Annotated in this window: 3 protein-coding genes; 2 read left to right on the plus strand and 1 reads right to left on the minus strand. The window is 44.8% G+C overall.

The features are described 5' to 3' along the window. The first annotated feature begins 517 nt into the window (after positions 1–517). Positions 518–982: a hypothetical protein gene (locus JGK14_RS33605; protein WP_293193418.1), complete on the plus strand. Its 465-nt coding sequence runs from the start codon at positions 518–520 to the stop codon at positions 980–982. 429 nt (positions 983–1411) lie between these two features. Here the strand turns inward: JGK14_RS33605 and sds are convergent, their stop codons facing one another. Continuing rightward, on the minus strand, positions 1412–2383 hold the full coding sequence (gene sds / locus JGK14_RS33610; RefSeq protein ID WP_293193419.1) for a solanesyl diphosphate synthase: 972 nt from the start codon (positions 2381–2383) through the stop codon (positions 1412–1414). Positions 2384–3588: 1205 nt separating this feature from the next. Between sds and JGK14_RS33615 the strand changes: the two genes are divergently transcribed. Continuing rightward, entirely contained in the window at positions 3589–4248 is a 660-nt protein-coding gene (locus JGK14_RS33615; RefSeq protein ID WP_325315997.1) for a serine/threonine protein kinase, read from the plus strand. Positions 4249–4374: the final 126 nt, after the last annotated feature.

Genomic DNA, 4374 nt, shown 5'->3' on the forward strand with positions numbered 1-4374 from the left:
AGGACTTGCAGCCGTAGGGCATACGGTCAAGATGCTTGCCGAGGGTAAATTCGTCGGAATCCCACTGAAGCAAGAATCCTCTCGCCTTTAGGCAGAGGTTTGTCAAAAAAACACTGACGGCTGCTTTTTCTTGATGTGTCCCAAATGTACTATCCGCCACCAACCAGGTTTAACCAGGGATTTTTGGTGGTGAGGACGAGATAATTTTGAGCAGAAAACTTTTTTTTCGTACATAGTTATAAAATTTGCATCCGCCAGGGACACCCGCATCAACTAAATCGAGCATCAGGTACGATATTTTTCGGATTGAAGGGTAAAGCGTGAATTAATCTAAAAAATCCAGAATTTTTGCTAAAAAAGGCTATATTTGGCTATATGTTTCATATCTATCAATCAAATTTATGGGACTTCAGATTTCGCATTTTAGCTTAATATGCGGCAGTGCCAGTTATTACATACTTGCACCTTCACCCGTTACCCTGACATTATTAAACTCAAATCTCAAATGAACTGACTGATGGATTTAGATATACAGATTCAAGCACTAATCGAGCAAGCTCCGCCTGACGGTTCGACGCCACAAATCTTAGAGGCGATCGCCCCGGCGCTGGTTTTAATTGCCCAACAGCTACAGCACCTCGAATACTCGATCCTGCAATCGGTAGACGAAAGTTGGGCGATCGTAGTTTTGAGCAATCTCAAGCAACCGGGACAGGAGAAGAAGGTGATTTATGCTTTTCCCACTCTTAAAGATGCGTCCTGCGCTGCGGCGGCTGGGGGCGGGAGCGTCAAGCCCGTACAGTTGCCTGTCACTCACATTTTATTTCAGATGATTGCTCTTGAAGGTCTCGACAGTATTGTTTTTTTTGAAAATCCCGGCAATCAGGAAGTCGGGACGGAAATCCCTCGCCGACAAGTGCAAGACTTAATCAATGTTTACTTGCAACAGTATCGATCGGCTCCACCACCAGATATTGCCTAAATATAGCCTTTCTCAAGGGAGCATCTCAGTTTTGCATTTAGATAGTGCGAGCGTCCCCGCTCGCGTATCGTATAATACGCGAGCGGGGACGCTCGCACTATCTATAAGAAAAAAATGCTTTTTACAAAAATGAGATTCTCCCTTTCTCAATGGCAGTGAAGTATGTCAGGGAATCGGGAATCGGGAATCGGTAATAGGTAATCGGTAATATTTCATTGCTTGCGCTCTCGGGAACTCACTTAGGAATGAAAATTAAATAACTTCCACAAGTTTTATGCTTCTTCTGGCCCATCCCACAAATATGTGTAAATTATTTAATTCGCCATCCTTAAGAAGCGCGATAATTAAATTTCTGATGAATTGGTAATAGGAAATTCCCCATTACCAACTCCCCATTACCAATTCCCCTACCGTGCAACTTTTTAACCTCTAATACAGCCGGCTCAAAACGTAATCTGCTAAATCAATCAAGGCTTGACGGGATTCTGAATGGGGCAGCGCAGCTAAGTATTCGACAGCTTTCTGTGCGTGATTTGTTGCTAGTTCTCGCGATCGCTCTATACCTTGAGAATCTGCTACCAGCGCCAGAGCCTGCTCTAGATCTCCTTCTTGGGCGAACTCGCGTTCTATTAGAACTTCCAAATAAGGCTTTTCTTCTAGGGCAAATAGTGCTGGTGCTGTCAAATTACCACTAATCAGATCAGAGCCTGCGGGTTTCCCCAAAGTTTCCGTTGAAGCAGTGAAATCCAATATATCATCTACTATTTGGAATGCTAAACCAATGTTGCGACCGTAGTTGTACAAATCGTCTGCTATTTCTGCTGAAACCTCGCTCAAACAGCCCGCTGCTTTAGAACTGTTGGCAATTAAAGACGCTGTTTTGTAATAACTTTTTTCTAAGTACGCTTCGATCGACAAACTGGTGTCAAATCCATTTAGTCCCTGTTGAATTTCGCCCTCAGCTAAATCCATAATCACTTCTGAAAGCAGTTTGACTACTGGCAGGTTGTCCAGATTTGCCAAGTGCCACGAAGATTGAGCAAACAGAAAATCTCCCGCCAATACTGCCACTCGGTTGTTAAACCGACTGTGTACTGTCGGTACTCCCCGCCGCAGATCCGACTCGTCCACCACGTCGTCGTGGACTAGACTGGCTGTGTGGATCATTTCTGTGATTTCCGCGAGGCGGCGGTGTTTTTCGGTGATTTCCCGATCGGGCATCGTCGCCTTGGCCATCAACAAGACTATTGCGGGTCTCACCCGTTTTCCCTTTGTGCCGAATAAGTATTCTGCAGCCGCGTACAAGATGGGATGACGGGCACCCACTAACTGTTTTAAGTTTTCTGTCAACAGTCGCAGGTCTTCTTCAACCGAGGAAAATAGGAGAGTGCTAGAGATCATGGATACGCCGACTCAAGCCGTAAAGTAACAAAATTTTACATATCATATCTTTATTTTAAGACAATTCTCTGCAATAGGGAACAAAAATCTAGGCGATCGGCAGTTATTTGTGGTCTGTCGCCAGCGAGGACTCGCCCAACTGCCAGAGGCGAGTAGCCTGCTGCCAGAGGGGTTGCTCCTATTGTATCGAATTGTTAAGCACACTGCCAAAAAATAACTAAATCCCAGAAACGCTGTGTTATTATAGGTATTAAGGATTTAAACAATTCTATACATTAAGTACAGGCTGTAATTGAGCCTGGCTGGCAGGTAGCTTTCAGATGCCTGTAAGAGTTTCGTAGAGCCAGCCTTGTTAGTCGATCGCAGCGAAAATTTCTGGGACAGATTTTTAGTTTCTTGTGGCTAAAAATTTTCAGGAGTTAAGACTAGCGCATGAGATGTGCACGGTAGCTCAAAGCAGCTAAAGTGGATGGTTTTACGCTGTTCAAGCATCTGTAAAGCAGTAAATCATTATTGACCTCGCCCAAAAACGGGTAGAAGCCACGACAATTGTCGTGGGTAGCCCAAAATTTTAGATCTTAGTTGAAGCTCCCAGATTTATCTGCCGAGTAAATCTAAAATCGAAAAATGGAAAATCTCAAATCGACTCACCGGGAACGCCTAAGTTTTTCGGCAAGCCTGATATGGAAAAGTAGCCTTCAGAACCAAGGCATAGTCTTGCGTGCTGAATTAATGTAGTAGGTCTTGAACTTGTCCCGTCCTCCTCCTCGTCCTTGACTTTTGGTTCTAATTATGATTTATCGCGATATTCCTCTAATTATTCCCATTCTAGCCGCCGGTTATGTAATGACTATTTATATAGTGCTGATGTTGGCCGAACGTAGCTCTAAAATAACTCGATTGGGCGAGTAGTGCAACGCTTGGCAGCCGAATCCGGCCTCGCCCGCCATGGACTACTCGCTCAGAATTCCGAATATTCCATAATAACCCTGCCTTGAATGCTTGCACACAAAGGCAGGGTTATTTGATTTTAGATTTTAGATTGAAGATTTTAGATTGAGGATTTTAGATTGAGGATTTGCGATCGATCGAGCTCGTGGTTGAGAGCTTACAGGCAAGTCTGAGAATATTTGTGGTGGTAGCGATTAACACATATCAGTGGCTACACTAGGATAAACGCTGCTGCTCTCTAAGATTCTGCGGTTATGCTCCACTTTCCAGGCTACAAAATTTTCAGGAAAATCTATGAAAGCGATCGATCTCTAGTTTACCGGGGCGTGCGATCGACCGACAGCCAGCACGTAATCTTCAAGATACTCAAGCAAGAGTACCCCACTCCGGCTGCACTCGCCCGTCACAAACAAGAATATGACATCATCCGCAGCTTAAATCACCCAGGAGTCATCCGAGCTTACAGCTTAGAACAGTACGATCGCACTTTGGCGATCGTTCTCGAAGACTTCGGAGGAGAATCTCTCAAAAGGTTGATGCACTCTCGCCCCTTTACTCTATCCGAATCTCTGAGCTTCGCCATTCAAATAGCCGACATTTTGGGCGACATTCACAGCGCCAACATCATACACAAAGATATCAACCCTGCCAACATAGTTTTCAATCCCAGCACCAACCAACTCAAAATCATTGACTTTGGGATAGCCAGCGTCTTCGCGCCCGACAAATTAACCGAACAACCCACCCTCAAGCATCCCCATATTCTAGAAGGCACTCTCGCCTATATCTCTCCAGAACAAACTGGCAGAATGAACCGCAGCCTAGATTATCGCACCGACTATTACTCTCTCGGCGCAACTCTCTATGAAATGCTGACGGGCCAACTGCCGTTTGAAACCAGGGTAGTGCCCTGAAGGAAAGGATCGGAGCAAGCTATAATTAGAGAAGTGTTTGCCATAGCGTGATATGACATTAGAAATTAATTGTTGCCCTAATTGTGGCTCAAAAGAAGTTAGTCGGAACGGTAAAACTCGGCATCA

The organism is Microcoleus sp. PH2017_28_MFU_U_A (genome assembly GCF_020738035.1).
Lineage (GTDB): Bacteria > Cyanobacteriota > Cyanobacteriia > Cyanobacteriales > Microcoleaceae > Microcoleus.

Excerpts from the sequence above, each read along its gene's own strand:
- sds (WP_293193419.1), bottom strand. The coding sequence starts at position 2,383 with ATGATCTCTAGCACTCTCCTATTTTCCTCGGTTGAAGAAGACCTGCGA.
- JGK14_RS33615 (WP_325315997.1), top strand. The coding sequence starts at position 3,589 with ATGCTCCACTTTCCAGGCTACAAAATTTTCAGGAAAATCTATGAAAGC.
- JGK14_RS33605 (WP_293193418.1), top strand. The coding sequence starts at position 518 with ATGGATTTAGATATACAGATTCAAGCACTAATCGAGCAAGCTCCGCCT.